Consider the following 1,878-nt stretch of genomic DNA (forward strand, 5'->3'; position numbering starts at 1 on the left):
GTCAAGACTAAAGCCCCGACAATTTTAATTTATTTTTTAATATTTATTTAATTTTTTATCCTATTTATTTAAATTTAATGCTCGTCTCCAATGGCAATTCCAATATAAATCGCCGATAATAACGAAAATATATAAGCCTGCAAAACCGCAACAAACATTTCAAGAACATATATAAAACTTAAAAATAATATGGCAAATGGCGAAACTAATAAAGTCCCCGACATAATAATCAAGTAAGGAATAACTATAAGCATTATATGTCCGCCCGTCATATTGGCAAGCAAACGAATCGTCAAAGCGAAGGCTCTATTGAATAAAGTTACAAATTCCAAAAACCAAATCAAAGGAATTAAAACAAACGGCAAACCTTTTGGAACTAAACCAACCCAATATTTTATGATTCCTTTTTTTCTTATTCCCGCGATTACATAGCATATAAAAACTAAAATCGCTATAGCTCCCGTAAAACCGATATTCGCTCCAACCGCTCCCGCCAAATAAGCGTAATGTCCATCTTCCGTTTTGAATTTCAATAACGGCGGAATTACTCCGATTAAATTTGAAAATAAAACGAATAAAAAAATCGTCAAACAAAAAGGCGTATATCTTTTTCCGTCTTCGCCTAAAGTAGGAGAGATAACATCCTTATTCATATAATCTATAACAATTTCAAGTATATTTTGCAAATAAGTCGGTTTATTGAAAGGTCTTTTTAATTTGTAAGCCAAATATTTCATACTCGCAATGCATAAAATGGCGGCTAAAGTTATTAATATAATATGCTTCGTTATTCGAAAATCAAAATTAAAATAATTTCCCAATCTCACGGGAATTGTATAATAAGGATGTTCCGTATTGTCGGCAATTTCTTCCATAATGTAATCGTTAATATTTTCGGAGGCAAAAATTTTATTGCAATTAAAATTAAACGCCGTAAAAAGAAATATTGCGATTATTAAAATTCTTTTTGTCGAATTTAATTTATTTAAAATATTTAATCTAAATCTATTCATAATTAATTTATTCTTTAATTTTATAGTCATTAATTTTATAACTATTAAATAAAAAATCAACTATTTTAAAAACTAACTTTTTATAATTTTTCTATCGCTTCGGATTCCGTATTATAAATAGGCAAAAAACTCGTTAATTTTGTAAGCTCCAAAACTTTTTTAACGGGTTCGGTTATTTTTATAAGTCCTATTTTTCCGTTTACTTTCTTAAAAGTTCCCAATACGGAAATAAAAACTCCGATTCCGCTGCTGTCGATATAATGAACTTCTTCCATATTGATTATTATTCTTTTCGCTCCAAAATCGATTTGCGAAATCATAGCGTCTTTTAAGTCGGATGAAGAATAAATATCAATGTCTCCGAAAAGTTCGAGGACAACCGTATTATTTTCAATTTCTTTAGCGGATATTTCCATTTATAATAACTCCAAAATTAAAACTTTATTTATATAATTTTTTATATTTAAAATATCATAAATAGAAAATTTTACAACTAACTACTAATAAAATAAATAGTAGGTTTATAGCTTAATTGTTTTTTTATTAAAATGATTCTATACCTATTCACAAATCATAATTCTATCTTTATATCCAACGGCTTTAACTTTAACAATATCTTTTTTCTTAATATCTTCATCGCTTTTAAATTTTACTTTCATATATTCTCCGCTCGTTCCGATATAATAATTATTTTCCAAAACTTTCTCAACGATTATATTTAATTCTCTGTTTATAGCGTTTTTATAATAATCTTCTTTCATTTTATTATTTAAAACATTTAATAATTTCGCTCTCTTTAATTTTGTCCTGTATCCGACTTGATTCTCCATTTTTGACGAAGGAGTATTTTCTATCGTATTAAAAT

The 1,878-nt window shown here is 27.3% G+C and carries 2 protein-coding genes and 1 pseudogene; all 3 read right to left on the reverse strand.

Features of this window, described 5'->3' with window-relative positions:
- Positions 1-74 precede the first annotated feature (74 nt).
- Positions 75-1,013 carry a F0F1 ATP synthase subunit A gene (gene atpB / locus EZH24_RS11040; protein WP_236847185.1) on the reverse strand — a complete coding sequence of 313 codons (939 nt, stop codon included), beginning with the start codon at positions 1,011-1,013 and terminating at the stop codon, positions 75-77.
- An 80-nt stretch (positions 1,014-1,093) separates the two neighbouring features.
- The gene (locus EZH24_RS11045; protein WP_137999163.1) at positions 1,094-1,429 is read right to left on the reverse strand and encodes an STAS domain-containing protein; all 336 of its coding nucleotides are present in this window, start codon (positions 1,427-1,429) and stop codon (positions 1,094-1,096) included.
- Between the two features lie 144 nt (positions 1,430-1,573).
- Positions 1,574-1,878: pseudogene (locus EZH24_RS14240) on the reverse strand (tRNA (N(6)-L-threonylcarbamoyladenosine(37)-C(2))-methylthiotransferase MtaB); the annotation flags it as partial.

It is taken from the genome of Brachyspira catarrhinii (assembly GCF_005518285.1).
GTDB lineage: Bacteria > Spirochaetota > Brachyspiria > Brachyspirales > Brachyspiraceae > Brachyspira > Brachyspira catarrhinii.

Coding starts and splice junctions, on each gene's coding strand:
- atpB (WP_236847185.1), bottom strand. CDS start 1,013: ATGAATAGATTTAGATTAAATATTTTAAATAAATTAAATTCGACAAAA.
- EZH24_RS11045 (WP_137999163.1), bottom strand. CDS start 1,429: ATGGAAATATCCGCTAAAGAAATTGAAAATAATACGGTTGTCCTCGAA.